The sequence below is a fragment of the Actinophytocola algeriensis genome, from assembly GCF_014203735.1.
Lineage (GTDB): Bacteria > Actinomycetota > Actinomycetes > Mycobacteriales > Pseudonocardiaceae > Actinophytocola > Actinophytocola algeriensis.
Window position 1 is genome coordinate 887,547 of sequence record NZ_JACHJQ010000001.1, and the last position, 21,768, is coordinate 909,314.

General features: G+C 71.0%; 22 protein-coding genes and 1 riboswitch. Of the genes, 15 read left to right on the forward strand and 7 right to left on the reverse strand.

Annotated elements, in window-relative coordinates:
* Positions 1–3: 3 nt before the first annotated feature.
* Together proB and FHR82_RS45640 are read left to right on the forward strand one after the other, a co-directional pair.
* Positions 4–1,113, forward strand: a complete 1,110-nt coding sequence (gene proB, locus FHR82_RS04190; RefSeq protein WP_184809297.1) for a glutamate 5-kinase — start codon at positions 4–6, stop codon at positions 1,111–1,113.
* A 158-nt stretch (positions 1,114–1,271) separates the two neighbouring features.
* Positions 1,272–1,400, forward strand: a complete 129-nt coding sequence (locus FHR82_RS45640; RefSeq protein ID WP_260417888.1) for a hypothetical protein — start codon at positions 1,272–1,274, stop codon at positions 1,398–1,400.
* Between the two features lie 298 nt (positions 1,401–1,698).
* Here the strand turns inward: FHR82_RS45640 and FHR82_RS04195 are convergent, their stop codons facing one another.
* On the reverse strand, positions 1,699–3,801 hold the full coding sequence (locus FHR82_RS04195) for a RecQ family ATP-dependent DNA helicase (RefSeq protein ID WP_311770863.1): 2,103 nt from the start codon (positions 3,799–3,801) through the stop codon (positions 1,699–1,701).
* A 124-nt stretch (positions 3,802–3,925) separates the two neighbouring features.
* On the opposite strand from FHR82_RS04195, the gene nadD reads away from it, so the two are divergent.
* From nadD to FHR82_RS04235, 8 genes are all read left to right on the forward strand, one after another.
* Complete coding sequence (gene nadD / locus FHR82_RS04200; protein WP_184808858.1) at positions 3,926–4,516, forward strand: nicotinate-nucleotide adenylyltransferase; 591 nt, start codon at positions 3,926–3,928, stop codon at positions 4,514–4,516.
* Positions 4,517–4,593: 77 nt separating this feature from the next.
* A complete protein-coding gene (gene rsfS / locus FHR82_RS04205) occupies positions 4,594–4,995 on the forward strand; it encodes a ribosome silencing factor (protein ID WP_184808859.1) in 402 nt (133 codons plus the stop codon).
* Positions 4,992–5,606 carry a histidine phosphatase family protein gene (locus FHR82_RS04210; RefSeq protein ID WP_184808860.1) on the forward strand — a complete coding sequence of 205 codons (615 nt, stop codon included), beginning with the start codon at positions 4,992–4,994 and terminating at the stop codon, positions 5,604–5,606. Before rsfS ends, FHR82_RS04210 begins: the two co-directional genes overlap by 4 nt.
* Entirely contained in the window at positions 5,603–6,322 is a 720-nt protein-coding gene (gene octT, locus FHR82_RS04215; protein ID WP_184808861.1) for a diglucosylglycerate octanoyltransferase, read from the forward strand. Before FHR82_RS04210 ends, octT begins: the two co-directional genes overlap by 4 nt.
* Positions 6,323–6,359: 37 nt before the next feature.
* Positions 6,360–7,217 carry a DegV family protein gene (locus FHR82_RS04220; RefSeq protein WP_184808862.1) on the forward strand — a complete coding sequence of 286 codons (858 nt, stop codon included), beginning with the start codon at positions 6,360–6,362 and terminating at the stop codon, positions 7,215–7,217.
* 140 nt (positions 7,218–7,357) lie between these two features.
* The gene (locus FHR82_RS04225) at positions 7,358–8,176 is read left to right on the forward strand and encodes a ComEA family DNA-binding protein (RefSeq protein WP_311770864.1); all 819 of its coding nucleotides are present in this window, start codon (positions 7,358–7,360) and stop codon (positions 8,174–8,176) included.
* The gene (locus FHR82_RS04230) at positions 8,173–10,581 is read left to right on the forward strand and encodes a DNA internalization-related competence protein ComEC/Rec2 (RefSeq protein WP_184808863.1); all 2,409 of its coding nucleotides are present in this window, start codon (positions 8,173–8,175) and stop codon (positions 10,579–10,581) included. The genes FHR82_RS04225 and FHR82_RS04230 overlap by 4 nt, the downstream gene beginning before the upstream one ends.
* Positions 10,582–10,631: 50 nt before the next feature.
* The gene (locus tag FHR82_RS04235) at positions 10,632–11,198 is read left to right on the forward strand and encodes a hypothetical protein (RefSeq protein ID WP_184808864.1); all 567 of its coding nucleotides are present in this window, start codon (positions 10,632–10,634) and stop codon (positions 11,196–11,198) included.
* A gap of 34 nt (positions 11,199–11,232) precedes the next feature.
* On the opposite strand, the gene thrC is transcribed toward FHR82_RS04235, so the two are convergent.
* Complete coding sequence (gene thrC / locus FHR82_RS04240) at positions 11,233–12,492, reverse strand: threonine synthase (protein WP_184808865.1); 1,260 nt, start codon at positions 12,490–12,492, stop codon at positions 11,233–11,235.
* An 11-nt stretch (positions 12,493–12,503) separates the two neighbouring features.
* A riboswitch (SAM riboswitch) is annotated at positions 12,504–12,634 on the reverse strand.
* Between the two features lie 148 nt (positions 12,635–12,782).
* On the opposite strand from thrC, the gene holA reads away from it, so the two are divergent.
* Positions 12,783–13,760, forward strand: coding sequence for a DNA polymerase III subunit delta (holA, locus tag FHR82_RS04245; protein ID WP_184808866.1), 978 nt, complete (start codon positions 12,783–12,785; stop codon positions 13,758–13,760).
* A 132-nt stretch (positions 13,761–13,892) separates the two neighbouring features.
* On the opposite strand, the gene rpsT is transcribed toward holA, so the two are convergent.
* The 4 genes from rpsT to FHR82_RS04265 form a co-directional block, all read right to left on the reverse strand.
* A complete protein-coding gene (gene rpsT, locus FHR82_RS04250) occupies positions 13,893–14,153 on the reverse strand; it encodes a 30S ribosomal protein S20 (protein WP_184808867.1) in 261 nt (86 codons plus the stop codon).
* 127 nt (positions 14,154–14,280) lie between these two features.
* The gene (locus tag FHR82_RS04255; protein ID WP_184808868.1) at positions 14,281–15,657 is read right to left on the reverse strand and encodes an AAA family ATPase; all 1,377 of its coding nucleotides are present in this window, start codon (positions 15,655–15,657) and stop codon (positions 14,281–14,283) included.
* Positions 15,654–15,917, reverse strand: coding sequence for a type II toxin-antitoxin system antitoxin (locus tag FHR82_RS04260; RefSeq protein ID WP_184808869.1), 264 nt, complete (start codon positions 15,915–15,917; stop codon positions 15,654–15,656). Before FHR82_RS04260 ends, FHR82_RS04255 begins: the two co-directional genes overlap by 4 nt.
* 4 nt (positions 15,918–15,921) lie before the next feature.
* Entirely contained in the window at positions 15,922–16,863 is a 942-nt protein-coding gene (locus tag FHR82_RS04265; protein WP_184808870.1) for an SPFH domain-containing protein, read from the reverse strand.
* Between the two features lie 61 nt (positions 16,864–16,924).
* On the opposite strand from FHR82_RS04265, the gene FHR82_RS04270 reads away from it, so the two are divergent.
* The 4 genes from FHR82_RS04270 (at position 16,925) to FHR82_RS04285 (ending at position 20,696) form a co-directional block, all read left to right on the forward strand.
* A complete protein-coding gene (locus FHR82_RS04270) occupies positions 16,925–17,680 on the forward strand; it encodes an ABC transporter ATP-binding protein (protein ID WP_184808871.1) in 756 nt (251 codons plus the stop codon).
* On the forward strand, positions 17,665–19,200 hold the full coding sequence (locus FHR82_RS04275) for a hypothetical protein (protein ID WP_184808872.1): 1,536 nt from the start codon (positions 17,665–17,667) through the stop codon (positions 19,198–19,200). The genes FHR82_RS04270 and FHR82_RS04275 overlap by 16 nt, the downstream gene beginning before the upstream one ends.
* Before the next feature lie 12 nt (positions 19,201–19,212).
* Positions 19,213–20,049 (forward strand): EamA family transporter, encoded by an 837-nt coding sequence (locus FHR82_RS04280; RefSeq protein ID WP_184808873.1) that lies wholly within the window; start codon positions 19,213–19,215, stop codon positions 20,047–20,049.
* Positions 20,050–20,156: 107 nt separating this feature from the next.
* The gene (locus tag FHR82_RS04285) at positions 20,157–20,696 is read left to right on the forward strand and encodes a hypothetical protein (RefSeq protein WP_184808874.1); all 540 of its coding nucleotides are present in this window, start codon (positions 20,157–20,159) and stop codon (positions 20,694–20,696) included.
* A gap of 9 nt (positions 20,697–20,705) precedes the next feature.
* On the opposite strand, the gene FHR82_RS04290 is transcribed toward FHR82_RS04285, so the two are convergent.
* Positions 20,706–21,698, reverse strand: a complete 993-nt coding sequence (locus FHR82_RS04290) for a TAXI family TRAP transporter solute-binding subunit (protein ID WP_184808875.1) — start codon at positions 21,696–21,698, stop codon at positions 20,706–20,708.
* Between the last annotated feature and the right edge of the window lie 70 nt (positions 21,699–21,768).

A 21,768-nucleotide genomic window follows, 5' to 3' on the forward strand; every position in this document is an offset into this window, starting at 1 on the left:
GTGCTGTCCGCGACCAGGTCGAAGGTGGCGGCCGCCAGACGGATCGTGGTGAAGGTCGGGTCGTCCTCCCTCACCACCGCGGAGGGCGGCCTGGACCCGGCCCGCCTCGACGCCCTTGTCGACGCCCTGGCTGCCCGCCGCACCGCGGGCAGCCAGGTGGTGCTGGTGTCCTCCGGCGCCATCGCCTCCGGTCTCGCACCGCTCGGCATCAGCAAACGACCCCGCGACCTCGCCACCCAGCAGGCCTCCGCCAGCGTCGGCCAGCTGGTGCTCGGCCATGCCTACGTGTCGTCGTTCGCCCGGTACGGCCTCCGCGTCGGCCAGGTCCTGCTCACGTCGGACGACGTCGTCCGACGCTCCCACTACCGCAACGCCCAGCGCACCCTGTCCCGCCTGCTGGCGCTGGGTGTGGTGCCGGTCGTCAACGAGAACGACACCGTCGCCACCGAGGAGATCCGCTTCGGCGACAACGACCGCCTCGCCGCGCTCGTCGCCTACCTCGTCGGCGCTGACGCACTGGTCCTTCTCTCCGACGTCGACGCCCTCTACGACGGCAACCCCAGCCGCCCCGGCGCGCAACGCATCACCGAGGTACTGGACCACTCCGACGTGGCTCACGTGCAGGCCGACGCCGGGGGCTCGGACATCGGCACCGGCGGCATGACCACCAAACTCGCCTCGGCCCGGCTGGCCTCGGCAGCGGGTGTCCCGGTGCTTCTCGCCGCGGCCACCGATGCCGCCAGCGCACTCGGCCCCGCCGACGTCGGCACCGCCTTCGCGACCGGCGGTCGCCGACTCACCCCCCGCCGCTTCTGGCTTGCCTACGCCGCCGACCCCCGAGGAAAGCTCCAGCTGGACGACGGCGCCGTCAAGGCCGTCGTCGACCGCCGCCGCTCCCTGCTGGCCGCGGGCATCACCTCGGTGACCGGCGAGTTCGAGGCAGGCGACGTGGTCGAACTGACCAACCTCCAAGGTGACGTCGTGGCCAGGGGAGTCGTCGCCTTCGACGCCACCGAGCTGCCCATGCTGATCGGCCACTCGAGCCCCGACCTCGCACCCGAACACCGCCGCGAGGTCGTCCACGCCGACGACCTGGTCCCGCTCCGGCACTGACGGGACGTCCAGCCGCAGTCGAGCGGCGTCGTGCTCGATGCGGCATGGCCAGTCAGTTCCGCGTGGGAATCACGGCCCGCGGCCCATTTCGACAATGCCACCAGTTACCTCATGTGGGCCGACGCCGCTGCCCAGGGCGAGGTCTGGCCCTGCCGCCGGTGCGCACCGCCGAGCAGTCGACCTCGAACAACTGGCTGGGTCGCTCGATGTCCGAGATCGCGCTGCGGGTGTTCGCGCTCGCGTCTCCGTTGAGGCGCAAGGCATTCGCCGACGTGGGCGCTGACTGAGACTATCCACTGTGTAGTTCTCAATGAACGAGCCGCGTTCCCAGCGGCAGTGGCGGTCGCCATCTGGCTCAGCACCCGGGGCCGGGGCGGCCGTGTTGCCGGCCTGGGTGCCGTCACCTCCGTCGTGCCGGCCGCGGAACGACACGTCAAGCGCACCCTCCGGACGCTTGCCGTGCCGGGAGTTTCCGCGTTCGCGCACCACCCATCGCCGGAGGGCGTCTCGACTCCGGAGATTCGGGTTCACGTGGCCAGCGCTGACCCGTGGGCGGTACGCGTACCGGAGGTGGTCTGTGGGCGTTCAGGTGGTGGTTGCCAGCACGAACGGCAGGACCGCGGGCACACCTGCCTCTCGCACCAGCTTGGTCGCGACCGTCATCGTCCAGCCCGTGTCGAGACGATCGTCGACCAGCAGCACCGGCCCGTCCACCGTGAACAGCCGTTCCGCCAGGTGTGCGTCGACGGTCAGCTTCGGCCACACCTGAGCCAGGCGCAACGCGCTGTTGGCCCGGTGCTCGCCGGACGGTTCCGAGCCGATCTCGCCGAGGAGGGTCAGCCGGCCGATTGTCGCGAGTCGCTCACCAAGGCTGGACACCAGCTTCGGCCTGCTCTGCGAGCCGATCGTCACCACACCCACCGGACGTTCCGCCCAGTCCCAGGACGCCAGAACCTGCACGCAGGCGTTCACCATGTCGCCCGGTACCGGCCCGTCCTCGGTGGTCGCCGAGAACAGGTCGCGCAAACGGTTGCCCCACCCGACATCCGTCAACCGACCGAGCGCCCTACCAGGCGCCGCGATCACCTCGGTGCCGATCCGACCGGACAGAGGCACGTCGAGCTTGGCCATACCGCTTGGCCATTGACGACGCGGATCGACCTCGACGCCGGGACGGCGTAAACGCTCGTCGGCCTCCTGAACCCGGTCCAACGAGACCTCGGTGCTCCACCTGGGGCCGGAACAGTTGTCGCACCGTCCACACGGCGTGGCGTGCGGATCATCCAGCTGCCGCAACAGGAACTCCATGCGGCAGCTGCTCGTCGACTGGTAGTCGAGCATCGTCTGCTGCTCGGCTGCCCTCGCCTCGGCGATGCCGCGGTAGCGCTCCCCGTCGTACTGCCAATCCCCACCGGTGGCGACCCAGCCGCCCTTGACCCGCCGTACCGCCCCGTCGACGTCCAGTACCTTCAGGACCATCTCGAGCCGCGATCGGGACAGGTCGCACTGCGGTTCGAGTGCCACTGTGGACAGTGGCCGGCCGGACGCGGACAGTGCGTCGACCACCTGCCGCACAGCGGGTTCCGGCGGGAACGCCAACGAGGCGAAGTACTTCCAGATCGCCCGGTCCTCCGTGCCGGGCAACAGCAGGACCTCCGCCCGGTCGACGCCACGCCCCGCTCGGCCGATCTGCTGGTAGTACGCGATCGGCGACGCAGGCGAGCCGAGATGGATCACGAATCCCAGGTCCGGCTTGTCGAAACCCATGCCCAGTGCCGAAGTCGCCGCAACGGCCTTGATCCGGTTGGCCAGCAGGTCCTGCTCGATCCGCTCCCGCTCGGCCGTATCGGTCTTGCCGGAGTAGGCGGCGGCCTCGAACCCGTTGTCCCGCAGGAACGACGCCACCTCGTGCGCCGACGCGACCGTCAGCGTGTAGATGATGCCGGATCCGGGCAGCTCGCCGAGGTGCTCGGCCAACCACGCCATCCGTGCCTGCGGCGTCGGCAGATCCAGCACACCCAGGTGCAGGCTCGCGCGGTCCAGCTCACCGCGCAGCACCAGCGTGTCTTTCCTGCCCAGGTCGAGCTGGTCGGCGACGTCGCGAACCACGCGGTCGTTGGCGGTCGCCGTTGTCGCCAGCACGGGCACACCTGCTGGCAGCTCGGTGAGCAACGTGCGCAACCTGCGGTAGTCCGGCCGGAAGTCGTGCCCCCAGTCGGAGATGCAGTGCGCCTCGTCGACCACCAGCATGCCTGCCGACGCGGTCAGCTCCGGCAGCACCGTGTCCCGGAAGTCGGGGTTGTTCAGCCGCTCCGGGCTGACCAGCAACACGTCGATGCGGCCTGCCAGGACGTCGGCCTGGACGTCCTGCCACTGGTCGAGGTTCGCCGAGTTGATGGTCGCCGCGTGCACACCCGCCCGCGCCGCCGCGTCGATCTGGTTGCGCATCAGGGCGAGCAGCGGCGAGACGATCACCGTCGGCCCGTTGCCCAGTTCCCTTAACAGCGCCGTGGCGAGGAAGTACACGGCCGATTTGCCCCACCCGGTGCGTTGTACGACGAGCGCCCGCCTGCGGTCGACGACCAGCGCCTTGATGGCTGTCCACTGGTCCTCCCGCAGCGTCGCGCCGTCGCCCGCGAGGGCACGGAGCCGGTTCTCTGCTGAATTGCGAAGTGCTTGCTCGTCCACGGGACCCACGATGGCGCATCGGGCGCGAGTGGGCCAGGAGAAGGCCGTGCGAATGGGACTTTCGCTCGGACAAGTGGTGGGTGACACATTCCGGCCGACCCGGCTGCACGTACGCTGACCAGCTATGACAGGTCGTCGGATCGGAATCATGGGCGGCACCTTCGATCCCGTGCACCACGGGCACCTGGTCGCCGCGAGCGAGGTCCAGGCCAGCTTCGACCTCGACGAGGTGATCTTCGTGCCGACGGGACAGCCGTGGCAGAAGAGCCACCGCAAGGTCAGCGCCGCGGAGGACCGCTACCTCATGACGGTGATCGCCACCGCCTCCAACCCGCGCTTCTCCGTGAGCAGGGTGGACGTCGAGCGCGGCGGCACCACCTACACGATCGACACACTCCGCGACCTGCGCGAGATCCACCCGGACGCGGAACTGTTCTTCATCACCGGCGCGGACGCGCTCGAACAGATCCTGTCCTGGCGGCAGGCCGAAGAGTTGTTCTCCCTGGCCCATTTCGTGGGCGTGACCAGGCCCGGCTACCGGCTCGACAGCAGACATCTGCCCGCCGGATCGGTGAGCCTCATCGACGTGCCCGCGATGGCGATATCCTCGACGGCGTGCCGTGAACGGGTCGCGTCCGGCCTCCCGGTCTGGTATCTGGTTCCGGACGGCGTCGTCCAGTACATCAGCAAGAGAGATCTCTATCGGGAGGCGTGACCCGGACTGCCTCGGCACGGGTACTCTCTCAGGGTTGAACTGCCGCCGCCGGCAGTACGAATCGAACGAGGAGTGACGTGGCCGCAACGCACGACGCACGGGAGTTGGCGCTGGTCGCCGCCAATGCGGCAGCCGACAAGAAGGCCAGTGACGTGATCGTGCTCGACGTGTCGGACCAGCTGGTCATCACGGACTGCTTCGTGATCGCCTCCGCACCGAACGAGCGGCAGGTCGGCGCCATCGTCGACAACGTCGAGGAGAAGATGCGCGACAGGGGCACCAAGCCGGTGCGCCGCGAGGGCGCGCGCGAGGGCCGCTGGGTGCTGCTCGACTTCGTCGACGTGGTGGTGCACGTCCAGCACGCCGAGGAGCGTGCCTTCTACGGCCTGGAGCGGCTGTGGAAGGACTGCCCACGCATCGACTTCGAGCCGGATGGCCCGCCCGACCAGCCGAACGGCGCTGAGGGCGGGCCGACGTGACCCTGCGCCGGCTCGTCCTGTGGCGACATGGCGAGACCGACTACAACGCCTCCAGCCGGATGCAGGGCCAGCTGGACTCCGTGCTCACGGACGTGGGGCGTAACCAGGCCAAGTTCGCGGTACCCGCCCTGGCCAGGTTCTCGCCGGACGTCGTCGTCGCGTCGGACCTGAAGCGGGCCACCGACACCGCGACGATCTTCACCGAGACCACCGGCGTGCCGCTGCGGTTCGACAAGCGGTTGCGCGAAACGCACCTCGGGCTCTGGCAGGGCATGACCGGCCCCGAGGTGGACGAGCAGTGGCCGGGTGCCCGGCAGATCTGGCAGACCGACTCGACGTGGACCCCACCCGGCGGTGAGGCGCGGGTCGAGGTCGCCGCGCGTGCCTCCGAGGTGGTCGCCGACCTTGACCAGTCCACTGAGGACACCGCGGTGCTGTGCGCGCACGGCGGCCTGATCACCGCGCTGACCGGGTACCTCCTGGAGCTGCCGGTCACCACCTGGGCGAAGCTGGGTGGCATCGGGAACTGCCACTGGGTCGTGCTTGCGCGGCGAGCGACCAGCGGCCTGTCCTGGCGGCTGATCGCGTACAACGCGGGCATCACCGGTTGACCACCCTTCTGGTGTTCGGGGACTCGCTGAGTTTCCACGGACCGGATGGCCCCTACCCGGCCGACGACGAGCGGTTGTGGCCCAATCGCGCCGCCGCGGCGCTGGGCGGGCGGGCTGAGCTGTTCGCGAGGGCGGGCTGGACCGCCCGCGACGCGTTCTGGGCTCTCACGAGTGACCCTGGGGTGTGGGCGCAGCTGCCGAAGGCGGACGTGCTGGTGCTGGGAGTCGGCGGCATGGACACCCTGCCCTCGCCGCTGCCCACCTTCCTGCGTGAAGGGCTGCGCTACTTGCGGCCCGACCCGCTGCGCCGCTGGGTGCGCGACCGCTATGTGGCCGCGCAGCCATGGCTGGCCAGGGCTCTGCGGGGCCGCCCTGTCGCGCTGCCGCCCGCATTGACCGTTCGCTACCTGGACCGGGTGCTCGAGTCCATCCGCGCGTTGCGGCCGGACCTGCCGGCGGTCGCGGTCCTGCCGCCGGTGCACCGGTCCAGCTCCTATGGCTTCGTCCACACAGGTCGACTCCTCGGGACCGCCGCGATCCGCGAATGGGGCGAGCGGTCCGGTGTGCCGCTGCTGGACCTGGCTTCGCTGGTCGGGAAGCACGTACTGGGCGGCCGGGGCAACCCGGACGGCATTCACTGGGGCTGGGAGGCGCACGAGCTGGTGGGCAAGGCCCTGGCCGATGAGGCAGGAGCTCTGCTCGACCGGCCGCGATGACGCTCATTTCGCCACCGACCACGTAGGCTCTCCGACCGTGCCGGTCGCAGTGGTCACCGATTCGAGTGCGTACCTGCCGGATGGCTTCGCCAACCGGCATGCGGTGCACGTCGTGCCGCTGCACGTGCTGATCGACGACCAGTCCGGGATGGACGGGGTCGACATCGGCCCGGTCGACGTGGCGGCCGCGCTGACCGGCAAACGCACGGTGACGACCTCGCGACCGAACCCGGACGAGTTCGAGCAGACCTACCGGCGGCTGCTCGACGAGGGCGCGGACGGTGTCGTGTCGGTGCACCTGTCCCGGGAGCTGTCCGGGACCTGGGAGTCGGCGCGGCTGGCGGCGCAGGAGGTCGGCGTCGACCGGGTCCGCGTCGTCGACTCGCGGACCACGGTCATGGGGCTCGGCTTCGCCGTGCTGCGCGCCGCCACGGTGGCGGCGGCAGGCGGCTCGGGGGAAGCGGTCGAGGAGGCAGCGGTGGTGGCGGCAGCGCGGACCACCACGTTCTTCATGGTCGAGACCCTCGAGTACCTGCGCAGAGGTGGGCGGATCGGGTCGGCGGCCGCGTTCTTCGGCACGGCACTCGCGGTCAAGCCGGTACTGCACGTGAAGGACGGCCACATCGTGCCGTTGGAGAAGGTGCGCACCACACACCGGGCGGTGTCCCGGCTCGTCGACCTGGCGGAACAGGCCACGGTGGCCAGCGGGGCGGACGGCGTCGAACTCGCCGTGCATCACCTCGCCGCCCATGAACGGGCGGTGGAGCTGGCGACCCGGTTGGACGAGCGGGTCGCGCCGTTGTCCGGGTGCCTCGTGTCGGAGCTCGGCGCGGCGATCGGTGCGCACACCGGTCCGGGCATGCTCGCCGTGGTGGTCTGTCCGGCCGACCGGTAACCCGCCACCGTCTCACAGCACACCGACAATTCCGCGCCCGAAACCGCCCGCCACGGGCAGTTGTCCACAGCCCACCGAGTTGTCCACAGCGGACGTCCACCGACCCTTCCGCCCACCCGTTCCCGCATATCGTCGAACCCGTGATCGAAACGACTGCACGGCGCGAACGGAGAACCGAAGCGACCCGGGACCGTCTCGCCGGCCTGATGGGCCAGGCGCGGGCGGAACCGCGAGAGGAGACCGCCGACCTGCCACCCGACCAGGGATGGGAGGACGTGTCGGTGGATCCGCCCGAGCCACCGCCGCGCGAGCCGTGGTGGCGGCGTGGCCTGGCGGGCAGGCTGATGGCCGAATGGACCCCGGAGACGGCCGGTGGAGGCAGGCGGAAGCTGGCCGTCGCGGTCGTCGGTGGGCTCGTGCTCACTGTCATGGTCGCCGTCGGCGTCGCCGTGTCGTCGGGTGGGACCGAGCACGAGGCACCGCCCGTGCTGCCGGTAGCCGCCGCGAGCGAGTCGGTGCCGCCGCCGGAGACGTCCATGGTGGTGAGCGTGGTGGGCCGGGTCTCGCGACCGGGGCTGGTCACGTTGCCGGAAGGTGCGCGGGTCGCCGACGCCCTGCGGGAGTCCGGCGGACCGATGCCGGGAGCTGATCTCGGTCCGCTCAATCTGGCTCGCAAGCTGGCCGACGGCGAACAGATCTACGTCGGTGTGCCACCGCCGCCCGGAACCGAGCCGGTTGCGGGTGCGACGGCGCCGGGGGAGCCCGAGAAGATCGACCTGAACGCGGCGACGCTGACGGATCTCGACACGTTGCCCGGGGTGGGACCGGTGACCGCGCAGAGCATCGTCGACTGGCGCGCCGAGCACGGCCGGTTCGACAGCGTCGACCAGCTGCGGGAGATCGACGGCATCGGGCCGAGCCGCTTCGAAAAGCTGCGGGACCTGGTAGTGACGCGATGATCAGCGGGTTGGGGCTCGACGTCGGTGGCAGGCAGGACTGGCGACTGGTGCCCGCGGCTCTTGTGGTGTGGTTCGCGACGATGGCGGGCCTGCTGCTCGGCTGGTGGTGGACCGCGGTCGGCGGGCTCGTCGGGGTCGCGGTGGGTGTCGCCGTGGTGGCCCGGTCCCGTGGGCGGTCGGCGGTCGCCAGGTGGTGGCGATTGGGCATGGCCTGGTCGTTGCTCGTGTGCGGCCTGCTGGTGGGGCTGGTCGGGACGCTGAGACTGCGGGCGGCCGCGGAGGACCCGCTGCGGGTGCTCGCGGGTGCCGGGGCGTCGGCGGTCGTCCGGGTCGAGGTCACTGAGCGGCCTAAGCCGGTGTTCTCCGCCGGGTTCGGTGGCCAGCAGGGCGGCGTGTGGACCGTGGTGGTGCCGGCTCGGGTGGTGAGTGCGGTGGTCGCTGGTCGTCCTGTGCGGTCGGCAGGGGCGGTCGTGGTGATCGCACCGGCCGAGCGGTGGCGTGCGCTGCTCCCGGGGCAGCAGGTGACCGCGACGGCGGCGATGGCGTCGGCTCAGCCGGGCGAGCTGACCGTGGCCGTCCTGAGGGTGCGTGGACCGCCGGAGGCCGTGAGTGAGGCAGCGGCGTGGCAGCGGATCGCGCACACCCTGCGGGCAGGACTGCGAGATGCGGCGGCTGTGCTGGACGCGGAGCCGCGCGGACTGTTGCCCGCGTTGGTCGTCGGCGACACCGATGAACTGCCTCCGCAGGTGGTGGACGAGTTCCAGGCGGCAGGGCTCGCCCATCTGCTCGCTGTGAGTGGCAGCAACCTGGCGATCGTCTGCGTGGCGGTGCTGTTGCTCTTGCGGACGTTGCGGTGTGGGCCGAGGACCGCGGCTGCCGGAGCCGTGCTCGCGCTGGTCGGGTTCGTGGTGCTGGCGGGGCCCGAACCGAGCGTGCTGCGAGCGGGCGTGATGGGTGCGGTCGGGCTGCTGGCTCTCGCGGTGGGGCGGCAGCGGGCGGCGTTGCCTGCGCTGGCCGTCGCGGTGATCGGGTTGGTGCTGTGGGACCCGGCCATGGCGGTGAGCATCGGGTTCGCGCTGTCGGTGCTCGCGACCGGCGGGCTCGTGCTGATCGCGCCGAGGTGGGCGGACCGGCTCGCGGGGCGGGGAGTGCCGCGAGGGTTGGCCGAGGCGCTGGCGGTGCCCGCGGCCGCACACCTGGTCACGGCGCCGGTGGTGGCTGGGTTCGCGGGTGAGGTCAGTCTTGTCGCGATCGGCGCGAACCTGCTGGTGGCGCCAGTGGTCGCGCCGGCGACCGTGCTGGGAGTGCTGGCGGCGGTGGCCGCGCCGGTGTCGCCGTGGCTCGCCGAGGTGCTGGTGCGGTTGGCGGGTCCGGAGGCGGACTGGCTGATCCTCGTCGCACACCACGCCGCAGGTGTGCCGGGAGCGGTGATCTCCTGGCCGGCGGGGTGGCTCGGCGGGGTACTGCTCGCCGGGTGCGTGGTGTTGCTGGTGGCGGTGTTGCGCAGACGGCGGCTGCGGGTGCTCATCGCCCTACTGCTGACCGGGCTGCTGGTCGTCGTGGTGCCGTTGCGGGTGATCGCGCCTGGTTGGCCGCCGGACGGATGGGCCGTGGTGGCGTGTGACGTCGGGCAGGGCGACGCGTTGGTGCTCGCGACGGGCGACGCGGGCCGAGCGGTCGTGGTCGACACCGGGCCGGAGGCGGCGCCGCTCGCCGGGTGTCTGGACCGGCTGGACGTGTCGCGTGTGCCGTTGGTGGTGCTGAGCCACCTGCACGCGGACCACGTCGGTGGACTGGAGGCGGTGCTGTCGGACCGGGCTGTGGGGGCTGTGGGCCTCAGCCGGGCCCGGGAACCGCGTTGGGCTTGGGAGGAGGTGCGACGGCAGGCGCGGGACGCCGGGGTGCCGGTGGTGCAGTTGACCGCCGGGCAGCGGCTGAGCTGGCCGGGGTTGGTGATCGAGGTGTTGGCGCCGGACGAGGAGGAGGTGATGCCGGCGGCGGAGTCGGACGGTACGGAGATCAACAACGCGTCGTTGGTGTTGCGGGCGAGCACGCCGGCTGGGCGGGTGTTGCTGAGCGGGGACGTGGAGTTGTCCGCACAGGCACGGTTGCTCGACGGACGGGCGGACCTGTCCGCGGAGGTGATCAAGGTGCCGCATCACGGTTCGCGGTACACGTCGCCGGAGTTGTTCTCGGCGACGCGGGCGCGGATCGCGCTGGTGAGTGTCGGGGCCGGGAACCGCTACGGGCATCCCAGTCCGTTCATAATGCGACTGCTCGCACGGGCCGGGGTGCTGGTGTTGCGGACCGACACGAGCGGGGACACCGCGATCGTGGCGACGGATGCCGGGCCTCGGGCGGTCACCCGGGGTGCGTCGCGGGGACCACCTGGTGGCTCTCCGTGAGTCCTGTGCCGCGGACGGAGGGGTTGGTGCGGATCGGCTAGCTTTGCCTGGTGTTCGACAAGCTGCGGAAAGCCGTTGTCGGTGGAGATGTGCCGACTGAGCCGGTGGTGGTGCGGATCCAGGACTCCGGGTTCGGCACGTTCATCGTGACCGGTGAGTGGGATCCACGAGTCGTGACGGTGACCGGGCCGTGGCAGGCGACGGTGAGGCTCAGCGCGCCGTTGCAGGTGCCCGACGTGTTGAAGCGACATGTCGTGTTGCTGATCCGGCCGCCGCGCATCGTGCCCACCGACCGGCACGCGGTCACGTTGACCATCGACGGGCAACCCGCGCCGCTGGACTGCGGGCGGCGTGCGCTGCGCCGGGCGACGTTCAACGTCCGTGCCAGCGCGGCGGGCCGGGAGTACCTGCTGCGTCACGAAGGTCGGTGGCGGGCTCGGTTGGAGCGCAACGGGCAGCAGGTGTCGCGGTTGTCCACATCGGATCGTGGGGCGACATTGCACGCCACGTACCAGCCGGGCGCGGACGTCGTGGACGCCACGGTGGGTGTGGCGCTGGGTTTGGTGCTCGGCGTTGGGGCGCCTGGGTTTCTGCGGAACCTTCTCGCCGTGCTCTGACCGTTGTCCGGACAGAGCACGGCGAGGGTGGGACTCAGTCGGCCAGTGCTCGGCGGACGGCATCCGCGGACGGGGGCACCGTTGCGCGCGGGCCCACCTTGTCCTCCACGGCGTCCAGGGTCTTGAGGCCGTCGCCGGTGATGAGGAGGACCGTCTCGGCCTCCGGGTCGAGCTGGCCGGTCTCGATGAGCTTCTTGGCCGTGGCCACGGTGACGCCACCCGCGGTCTCGGCGAAGATGCCTTCGGTCCTGGCCAGCAGGCGAATGCCTTCGACGACCTCCTCGTCGGAGACGTTCTCGACCGCGCCGCCGGTGCGGCGGACGACGTCGAGCACGTACGGGCCGTCGGCGGGCGCGCCGATCGCGAGAGAGCGGGCGATGGTGTCGGGCTTCACCGGCGTCACGACGTCGTGGCCCGCCTTGTAGGCGGCCGCGACCGGGGAGCAGCCCGTGGCCTGCGCGCCGAACACGCGGTAGGGCTTGCCGTCGACGAGGCCGAGGTCGGTCAGCTCGCGGAACCCCTTGTCCACCTTGGTGAGCTGGGAACCGGACGCGACCGGCACGACGATCTGGTCGGGCAGGCGCCAGCCCAGCTGCTCGGCGACCTCGTAGCCGAGGGTCTTCGAGCCCTCCGCGTAGTACGGCCGGACGTTGACGTTCACGAACGCCCAGTCCTCGTGCTCCGCGGCCAGTTCGGTGGCGAGGCGGTTGACGTCGTCGTAGTTGCCGTCGACGGCGATCAGTGCGCCGTCGTACACGGCCGTGGTCAGGACCTTCGCCCGCTCGAGGGACGACGGGATGAGTACCACCGACTCCCAGCCCGCGCGGGCGGCGGCGGCCGCGACCGCGTTCGCGAGGTTGCCGGTGGACGGGCACGCGAGCACCCGGAACCCGAGCTGGCGTGCGGCGGCGAGTGCGACGCCGACGACGCGGTCCTTGAAGGAGTGCGTCGGGTTGCCGGTGTCGTCCTTGACCCACAAGGACTTCACGCCGAGAGCGGCCGCCAGGCGGTCGGCCTTCACGAGCCGGGTGAGGCCGGGGTCGGTGTTGGGGTATGCGTCCACATCGGACGGTACGGGCAGCAGCTTGCGGTAGCGCCAGATCGACTTGGGTCCCGCCTCGATCTCCGCTCGGGTGATGTCACCGAACTCGTAGGAGACCTCGAGCGGGCCGAAACACTCGGCACACGCGAATTCCGGGGCGAGCGGGATCTGGTTGCCGCACTCCCGGCAGGTCAGGGCGCGTGCGGGCCCGAGGTTGAGCGTGGTGTGGCCGGGGTCGGCGGTGATCGTCATCGCGAGGTATCTCCTCATCTGTCCCGCGTGCGGGTCGGAATTGGCACCGTGATCGTCGCCGTTATCGCGGTCGCGAATGACGTGGCTGACGCCGGTTGCCGGGGCTTCGTCGGGCCGATCCCTCTGCCCCTCTGGATGAGCGGTATTCAGTTGTCTGCCGGACACGTTACGGCACACCCCCGTCACCCGGCCAATGTGAGGTCCATCATTCGAGACCCGCTTCAGCGGTTCTCCACAGCGGCGGGCGTGCCTGTCGATCCGGCCTCGACGGGTGATGCGAGGATGGCGGGGTGAAGGCGCCCGCCGTGACACCGCCCGCACTGCAGCTGGTGCTGGGCGACGAGGAACTGCTGGTCGAACGGGCTGTCCAGGCCGCGGTTGAGTCGTCGCGGCTCGCTGACCCGACGGCCGAGACGACCCGTGTGAAGGTGACCGATCTGACCGGCCCGGAGCTCGCGGAGCTCGTCAGCCCGTCGCTGTTCGCCGAGCGCCGCGTGATCGTGCTGGAGGGCGCCCAGGAGGCGGGCAAGGACATCGCCGCGTCGATCACCGCCTACGTGAAGGAGCCCGCGGACAGCGTCCAGCTGGTCGTGCTGCACAACGGCGGTGGCCGCAAGCCGGGCAAGGATCTGGTCACCGCGATGAAGTCGGCCGGCGCGCAGGTCGTCGACTGCCCGAAGATCACCAAACCGGGTGACCGCGAGTCGTTCGTCCGCAACGAGATCCGCCAGGCAGGCGGCAAGACGGACATGGAGGCGGTCCGCGAGCTGATCGAGTCCGTCGGTTCCGATCTGCGGGAGCTCGCCGCGGCATCCGCGCAGCTGGTCGCGGACACCAACGGCCAGGTGACGGTCGAGGCGATCCGCCGCTACCACCGAGGGCGCGCGGACGTGACGGGCTTCGCGGTGGCGGAGAAGGCCGTCACCGGCGACGTGACCGGGGCGCTGGAGATGCTGCGCTGGGCGATGCAGCTCGGGGTGCCGCACGTGCTCGTGGCCGACGCGCTGGCGGACGCGGTGCGCACGGTGGCGAAGGTGTCGGGCGCGGGCCGCGCCGACCCGTTCCGGCTGTCGAGCGAGCTGGGCATGCCCGCGTGGAAGGTCCGGAAGGCGCTGGCCCAGTCGCGCGGCTGGCACCCGGCGGGCCTGGTGATGGCGATGCAGGTGGTGGCGGACGTCAACGCGGACGTGAAGGGCGTCGCGGTGGACGCGGGCTATGCGCTGGAGCGAGCGGTGCTGAAGCTGGCGGAGGCACGGCGCCGGGCTTGACCGCACCCGGGAGCGGGCGGCTGACGCCGGCGCTGCCGAGCTCGGACTGGGCTCGTGAGCTGCGCTGATGCTGTCCTGGAAACGACAGAGGGCGCGTCGGCTGGTGCCGACGCGCCCTCCGGATGCTCTGGGTCAGAGCTGGTTCGCGCGGTTCGCCATGGCGGACTTCTTGTTCGCCGCCTGGTTGGCGTGGATCACGCCCTTGCTGGCCGCCTTGTCGAGCTTGCGGCTGGCGTCCTGCAGCAGCTCCGTGGCCTTCGCCTTGTCGCCGGCGTCGGCTGCTTCGCGGAACTTGCGGATCGCGGTCTTCACCGAGGACTTGACGGACTTGTTGCGCAGGCGCGCCTTCTCGTTCGTCTTGATCCGCTTGATCTGCGACTTGATGTTGGCCATGGGGGACTACTCCTCGATGTCGATCACGGTGGTCGTGGCCGCATTTCGGGTGGCCCCTCCGGAACGGTGGGTTTCCTCCTGGGCGGAATGCCACACGGGCACGACCCGGTGAGACTACCAGGGGCCCTCAGCGGCCTCCCAGGATGCTCCTGGTCAGGGCCTGCCGCTGGTCCATCAGCTCTGCCAGGGCCTTGTCCAGCGTGGCCTCGGTCATCTGGGCGGCGCCCTCCTCCACCTGCTGGAGGACTGCCCGTCGCACGAGTTCCTTGATGAAGCTCGCCGTCACGCCCTGCGTCGCCTCGACCACGTCGTCCGCCTTGGGCAGGTCCAGGGTTGTCTTCCTGGCGTAGAGGCGGAGCAGGCGTTCCCGGCACTCGGCGTCCGGTTTCGGGACCTCGACCGCCAGGTCTATCCGGCCTGGCCGCTCCGTCAGCGCTTCTTCCATCGTGTCGACGCGGTTCGTGGTCAGGACGAAGGTCACGTCCGCCTCGGAACCGATGCCGTCCATCTCGTTCAGCAGCTCGAACAGGACCGGGTTGCCGTCCATGGACCTGGAGCGGTCCTGGGCGATCAGGTCCACGTCCTCGACCACCACGACTGACGGCGCCAGTCGCCTGGCCAGGGCTGTGGTGGAGCGCAGGAAGCGGATCATCGCGACGCCGCTCAGCACGAAGACCGTGCACTCCGGGGTCCTGCTCAGCAGGTACCGCACGGTGTGGGTCTTGCCAGTGCCCGGTGGGCCGTAGAGGAGCAGACCGCGTTTCAGGTGCTGGCCGTGGGTCTTCAGGGCCTCGGTCTGCTCCTCGCTGCGGACCACGTGGCGCTCTATCGAGGTGAGCACGCCGTCGGGGAGCACCACGTCCTCTGCCCGCAGTGCCGGTCTCGGCAGGAACGTCAGCAGCTGGTTGTGCCGGTGCTCGTTCCTGCCGAACGACAGGACCTGGCCGCGGAACACGTCGTGCTCCCGCATCAGCCGCTCGATTTCCTCGCGAACCGTGGCCGCAGTGGCGCGGTCCGCGGCCAGGAGTTGCAGGTGGCAGCGGTCTTCGCCGCGATCCTCCTGCGCGCCCTGGACCGCCAGGACCAGCGGTGTGCCGTCCGGTGCCGCTGTGCAGACCAGGCCCAGCTGGACCGCCTCCGTCGAGGCGTCCGGGCCGGTCGCGACCGTCGTGTAGTCGACCGCGCCCAGCTGGTAGGAGCGGTTGGTCGCCGCCTCGGCCAGCATGTCGATCACCGTGTTGAAGTGTCTGTTGCCCGCGATCCCGAACCACACCGCGTCCGGGCTGCGGGCCGCCAGGTAGGCGTCGACCCCGCGCTGCAGGTTCACGTGCTCGAACGCCGGCAGGTGCAGCGCGACGTTCGGGATCTCGGTCAGCGGGCAACCGAGGTGGTCGGTGATCCGGTTGATCAGCGGCGAGTCGTCAGCACCGTGGAGAGCGTGCTGTGCGGACTCGAACACCGCCTTCACGGCCTGGGCCAGTTCGCGGGCGTCGGTGACGTTCACATCTCCACAGTGCCCTGGTCGGCGCCCTCCGCGCCTCCGGGATCTCCACCATTTTCCCCCGAGGGATCTTCCTTGGGAGGCCGCCCCCGCCGGGGGAGCTTCCCCACGTTGTCCGGCAGCCGTCCCGCCTGCGACAGCGCCCGGCGGAGCAGGAACTCGATCTGCGCGTTGGTGCTGCGCAGCTCGTCACCTGCCCAGCGCGCCACCGCGTCGTGGACCACCGGATCCAGACGGAGGAGGACTTTCTTGCGCTCCGGCACGGAATCAGTGGTACAGCGAGCCGGTGTTGACCACGGGCTGGGTCTCGCGGTCCGAGCACAGCACCACGAGCAGGTTGCTGACCATCGTCGCCTTGCGCTCCTCATCCAGGTCGACCACCTCCTGCTCGGCGAGCTCCCGCAGCGCGAGCTGCACCATGCCGACCGCGCCCTCGACGATGCGCTGCCGTGCCGCGACCACCGCGCCCGCCTGCTGGCGGCGCAGCATCGCGCCCGCGATCTCCGACGCGTACGCCAGGTGCGTGATGCGCGACTCGATCACCTCGACGCCGGCGGCCTCCACCCGCGCCGCGATCTCCGCCGACAGCTTCTCGGTGATCTCCGAGGCGTTCTCCCGCAGCGACAGCTGCTCGACACCGTGCGCGTCGTACGGGTAGCTCGTCGCGATGTGCCGGACCGCGGTTTCGGTCTGGATGTTCACGAACTCGTCGTAGTCGTCGACCTCGAACACCGCGCGGGCCGTGTCGGTGATCCGCCAGACCACCACGGCGGCGATCTCGATCGGGTTGCCGTCGGCGTCGTTGACCTTGGTCACCGCGGTCTCGTGGTTGCGGATCCTGGTCGAGATGCGCCGCCGGTAGGTGAACGGGTTGACGAACCGCAGCCCGTCCATCCGCACCGTGCCGACGTAGCGGCCGAGGAACTGCAGCACGCGGGCCTCGCCGGGCGCCACCATGATCAGGCCGACGTTGAGGATCAAGCCGCCTGCCAGCAGCACGCCCGCCAGCACCATCAGCACGACGCCCGACGTGCGGGGATCGTCGCCGCCCAGTCTCAGGAGACCGACGAGCAGCAGGACGATGCCGCCGAGGTAGGCCAGCACCACGAGGCCGAGCACCGGCAGCCCCGAGCTGCCGAAGGCCACGCGCTCACGTACGTGCGGCGCCGGCATCTTCGGTGTGTCGACGGCGAGTTCGGTCGCGTTCATGACGTTCCCCTCAGAGGTTTCATCTAGCAAAGTGATATCACTTTAACGTAGTGTCAAGTCCATGAGCGAGGCACTGCGCCTGACCCGGCTGTACAAGACGTTCGGCACGACCATCGCGGTCGACCACATCGACCTCGCCGTACCCGCAGGCTCGTTCTTCGGCCTGGTCGGACCCAACGGCGCGGGCAAGACGACGTCCCTGTCGATGGCCGTCGGGCTGCTGCGTCCCGACGCGGGCACGGCGACGGTCTTCGACATCGACGTGTGGGCGGACCCGTTGCGCGCCAAGACGTTGATCGGCGTGCTGCCCGACGGCATGTCGATGCCGGAACGCCTCACCGGCCGCGAACTGCTCACCTACATGGGCCTGCTGCGCGGGCTGCCCGCCGGCACGGTCGCCGAGCGGGCCGACGAACTGCTCGCGGTGCTGGAGCTGGCCGATGCGCAGCACCGGCTCGTCATCGACTACTCCGCCGGCATGCGCAAGAAGATCGGCCTCGCCGTGGCACTGCTGCACGCGCCGCGGCTGCTGGTGCTCGACGAGCCGTTCGAGGCCGTCGATCCGGTGTCGGCGTCCACGATCCGCACGATCCTGCAGCGGTTCGTGGCCTCCGGCGGCGCGGTCGTGTTGTCCAGCCACGTGATGGCGCTGGTCGAGCAGCTGTGCAGCCACGTCGCGGTGATCACGCGAGGCCGCGTCGTCGCGGCAGGGCCGGTCGACCTGGTGCGTGGCGCGACGAGCCTCGAGGAGGCGTTCGTGCACATCGTGGGCGGGCGGACCGGCGGCGGGGAAGGACTGTCGTGGTTGGCGTCCTGATCCGGATGCGGTGGCGGGTGCTGCGGCACTCGCTGCACGGCAAGCAGGCCGTGCTGACGGTGCTCGGGTTCGTGGCCGGGCTGGTCGCGGCGACCGTGACGCTCCTGGTGGCCGCGGCACCGTTCGACGACGCCCGCGTGGCAGCGGACGTGCTCGCCGCCGTCTATCTCGTGTGGACGGTCGGCTGGCTGTTCGCGCCGGTGCTGTCCGGTGGCGGCGACGAGACGTTGCGGCCGGAGCACTTCGCCTTGCTGCCGCTGACCCCCCGGCAGCTGGCGGCGGGACTGCTGGGCGCCGCGTTCGTGGGGGTGCCCGCGATGGTGACCGCGGTGGCGTTCTGCGGGTTGCTGGTGCACGCGTCCGGGGCGCGGGTGCTGGTCGCGGTGGTCGCGGCACCGCTGCAGCTGGTGTTCGTGATCCTGCTGTCGCGCGTGATGATGGCGGCGCTTGGCGCGGTGCTGCGGTCCCGTCGCGGCCGTGACCTGGGGATCCTGCTGACCGCGGCGGTCGGCATGTCCGGGTTCGGAGTGCAGGCGCTGGTGCGATCGCTCGGGCCGGGGCTCGTCGAGGGCGAGTCGCCGGTGCTGTCGGCGGTGCTGCGGTGGTCGCCGTCCGGGTGGGGCACGGTCGCGGTGACGTCGTCGTGGCCGGTGGCGCTCGCGTGCGTGGCGGGGCTGCTCGTGGTGAACGCGGCGCTGCTCGCGGTGTGGGGCGTGCTGCTGGTGCGGCGGACGACGCGGGTCGCGGCCACGGCGAGCGCGGTGCGGCAGCGGAGGTTCGGCGGCGTGCTGCCCGCGACGCCGGTGGGCGCGGTGGTCGGCAAGGAGCTGCGGACGTGGGCGCGGGACGCCCGGCGGCGGGTGGCCATGCTGTCGACCGTCCTCGTCGGCGTGGTGATCTCGGTGGGACCGCTGCTGTCCGGGGATGGCGGTCCGGCGCCGTTCGGCGGGCTCGCGCTGGTGGCGTTCGGGTGTCTGATGGCCGGGAACCTGTACGGGATGGACGGCAGCGCGCTGTGGCACACGGTGGTCGCGCCGGGGGTGTCGCGGGCGGACGTGCGCGGGCGGCAGATCGCGTGGCTGCTGGTGATCGGGCCGGTGGCGCTGGCGCTCGCGGTGGTGCTGCCCGCGGTGTCGGATCCCGGGACGTACCCGTGGGTGCTGGGGTTGGCGCCCGCGTTGCTGGGTGGGGGCGCGGGGCTGGTCGTGCTGCTGTCGGTCTACGCGGGGTATCCGATGCCGGATCAGCGGGCGAGCCCGTTCGCGTCCGGTGGGAGTTCCGGGCTGTTGCGGACGTTGCTGCAGCTGGGGATCGGCCTGTTGCTGGCGGTGGTGTCGTTGCCGGTGGTGGCGGTCGTCCTCGTGGGGGAGGTCGCCGGGATGCCCGTGGTGTCGTGGCTCGGGGTACCGGTCGGGATCGGGCTGGGCGTGCTGACGTTCTGGTGGTGGGGCGCGCTCGCGGCCCGGCGGCTCGCGGACCGTGGGCCGGAGTTGCTCGGACAGGTGTCGAAGAGGGTCTGACAGGGTGGTGAGGTGCACCCGGTCGCGGTTCTGCTTGTGCTCAGCGCTGCTTTCGCGCATGCCGGGTGGAACATCTTCGCCAAGCGGGTGCCCGACGGGGGTGCGCTCTTCGTCTGGCTCGCTGCCGTGTGGGGTGTGGTCTTCCAGTTGCCGCTCGCCATCGTGATGGTGGCGCGGGACGGTATGGCCGCGTCCTGGTGGCTCGCCTTCGGTGTCAGTGGGGTCATCCACCTCGGTTACTTCGTCCTGTTGCAGCGGGGTTACCGGGTCGGGGATCTGTCCGTCGTGTACCCGCTCGCCCGCGGCACCGGTCCGCTGCTGACCGTGGTGGCGGCGGTGTGGTTCCTCGGGGAGCGGCCCGGTGCCGTCGCGCTCGTCGGTGCCGTCGGGGTGGTGGCCGGAGTCTTCGTCATCGGTGGGCTCGGGACCGGGGCCGGGATGGGTTATGGGCTCGCCACCGGCGCGCTGATCGCCTCCTACACGCTCTGGGACGCCCACGCCGTCACCGCGCTCGCGGTGCCACCGGTGATCCTCATGTGTGGTTCGGCGCTCGTGGAGTCGGTGCTGCTCGCGCCCTACGCCCTCGCCCGCCGGGAGGCCGTCGGGCGGATCTGGCGGGACCACAAGGCCGCCGTGCTCGCTGTCGCCGTGCTCTCCCCGCTCGCCTACGTCCTGGTGCTGTTCGCCATGCGGCTCGCACCCGTCAGCCTGGTGGCACCGGCGCGTGAGCTGTCCATCGTGGTCGGAAGTCTCGGGGCCTGGTTGTTGCTCGGTGAGCCGAACCCGCTGCGGCGGCTCACCGGGGCGGTGATCGTGCTCGCGGGAGTGGCGGCGATCGCGGTCAGCTGAGTACTCCCGGCGGAGTAGACGGCCGGTGGGTTCTACCGCTCTGCGCGTAGTGCGGATCGGCCCGTGGGACCGACGCTTTTCCGAGCCGTGCCACCGACCATGGAGGCATGACTGAGAGCGAGAACCGGCGGTATCTGTTGCGGGCGGGAGCGGCGATCGCGGTCGTCGGGGCGGTGAGCATCGGCGCGATCGGCATCGCGGCCGCGTCGAGCGGCGAGACGACCGCGGCGGCACAGCCGACCTCCGCACCGGCACCGGACGACGACGAGCACTGGCGCGGTCCGTGGGGTGGTCCGTGGCGCGGCGGCTTCGGCGGTGGTTCCGGTGGCTTCGGCGATGTCCTCGGTGCCGATGTCGACGGCATCCTGCACGGCGAGGTCGTGCTGTCGAAGGAAGGCGGCGGCACGCAGACCGTGCTGGTGCAGAAGGGTGCGGTGACCGCGGTCAGCGCGACCGAGGTGACCGTGAAGAGCACGGACGGGTTCACGACCGCGTACTCGGTGAACGACGACACGAAGGTCAGGGCGGACGAGGACAGGATCGGGTCGGTGGCGAAGGACGAGGAGGTGCTCGTCGTGGCGCCGAAGTCGGGTGACAAGCACACGGCGACCGTGCTCATCGACCTCACGGACGTGGGCTGGAAGTAGTACCCCGCGTCAGCCGCGCAGGTCGCGGTAGGCGGTCGCGGCGCCCGGGTGCATCGGCAGCGGCGCGGTCGCGATGAGCGAGCGCTGGTCCAGGTACTGGGTGCCAAGCGCTTGCGGCGGCACCAGCCGCGACGCGCGGGTGACCAGCACGCGGGCGACCGCGCCTGCGACGTCCTCAGGCAGGTCGCGGCGGGTGACCAGCAGGTTCGGCACGCCGATGGTGTCGACCGGGTGGCCGTAGCCGCCGTCGGGGACCGCGACCTGTTCGTACACCGGTCCGTGCGTGGCCTGCAGGGCGGCGAGCTGGTCGGTGAGGTCGAGCAGGCGGATCGGGCGGATGCGGTGCAGCTCCGTGAGCGCGGGGGTGGGTACACCGCCGGACCACAGGAGCGCGTCGACGCTGCCCATGGCCAGTTCCGCGACGGCCTCGGCGAGCGGGTGGTGGTCGACGGTGGCGGTGATCCCGCTCTCGGTGATCATCCGGTCGCCGAACAGGGCGGCGCCGGAACCTTTGGCGCCCAAAGAGATCCGCTGCCCGGCGAGGTCGGTGACGGACCGCGCCGGGCTGTCGGCGGGGACGACGAGCTGCATGTAGTTCTCGTAGACGCGGCCGATCGCGCGCAGTGGCAGGGGGATGGTGAAGGGGGTGCGGCCCGCGTAGGCGGCGGCCGCGGCGTCGGCGAGGGTGAGGGCGAGGTCGGCGCCGCCGTCGCGGACGAGGCCGAGGTTGTCGACGGAGCCGGTGGTGCTGAGGACTGTCGCGGGCATCTCGCCTGCCAGCAGCTCGGCGAACTCCTTGTAGAAACCGCCGGGTTCGCCCGCCGCGATGCGGAGTGTCTCCTGTGGACTGCCGGTGCAGGCGGTGGCGATGAGGGCGGCGCTCAGCGTGAGGAACGCGCGGCGGGTTGGCCTCCGGCCCCCGGGTTCAACGCTACCGGAGGGGGCCGACAGTTTCGGTGGCGTCGGGGTGGGTTGTCCACAGGGCGTTGCGGGGGTGGTCATTGCGTGAGTTGTCATTGCGGGGGGCGTCATTGCAGGGGTCGTCATTGTGCGGGTTGTCGCTGTGTGGGTT

Bases quoted from the DNA above. Each gene is read 5' to 3' on its own strand.
- nadD (WP_184808858.1), top strand. From the start codon at position 3,926: ATGACAGGTCGTCGGATCGGAATCATGGGCGGCACCTTCGATCCCGTG.
- FHR82_RS04230 (WP_184808863.1), top strand. From the start codon at position 8,173: ATGATCAGCGGGTTGGGGCTCGACGTCGGTGGCAGGCAGGACTGGCGA.
- thrC (WP_184808865.1), bottom strand. From the start codon at position 12,492: ATGACGATCACCGCCGACCCCGGCCACACCACGCTCAACCTCGGGCCC.
- rpsT (WP_184808867.1), bottom strand. From the start codon at position 14,153: ATGGCCAACATCAAGTCGCAGATCAAGCGGATCAAGACGAACGAGAAG.
- FHR82_RS04265 (WP_184808870.1), bottom strand. From the start codon at position 16,863: ATGAACGCGACCGAACTCGCCGTCGACACACCGAAGATGCCGGCGCCG.
- FHR82_RS04270 (WP_184808871.1), top strand. From the start codon at position 16,925: ATGAGCGAGGCACTGCGCCTGACCCGGCTGTACAAGACGTTCGGCACG.
- FHR82_RS04285 (WP_184808874.1), top strand. From the start codon at position 20,157: ATGACTGAGAGCGAGAACCGGCGGTATCTGTTGCGGGCGGGAGCGGCG.
- FHR82_RS04290 (WP_184808875.1), bottom strand. From the start codon at position 21,698: ATGACCACCCCCGCAACGCCCTGTGGACAACCCACCCCGACGCCACCG.